Consider the following 255-nt stretch of genomic DNA (forward strand, 5'->3'; position numbering starts at 1 on the left):
CACTCATGTTGAAGATTTCAATTTCCATGCTTTGACCATGGTTTGCACCGATTTGGAAGTTAGCAGTAAATGATCCACCGCCATTAGAACCACCACTTAATAGCTTTTGAGTGTTGAATTCAGTAGTATTCGAAATACGGTTGATTTCAGAAGTTAATGCATCGATTTCCTTCTGAATTTCCCCACGGTCTACATCAACGTTAGTATCGTTCGCTGCTTGTGTAGCAAGCTCACGCATACGTTGTAGAATTGAGT

General features: G+C 40.4%; 1 protein-coding gene. It reads right to left on the bottom strand.

The window, feature by feature from the left end; genetic code table 11:
• On the bottom strand, window positions 1-255 hold a 255-nt coding region (locus MW695_RS23315; RefSeq protein WP_483299880.1), incomplete at both ends, for a flagellin N-terminal helical domain-containing protein.

The organism is Halalkalibacter sp. APA_J-10(15) (genome assembly GCF_023017105.1).
GTDB lineage: Bacteria > Bacillota > Bacilli > Bacillales > Bacillaceae_D > Halalkalibacter.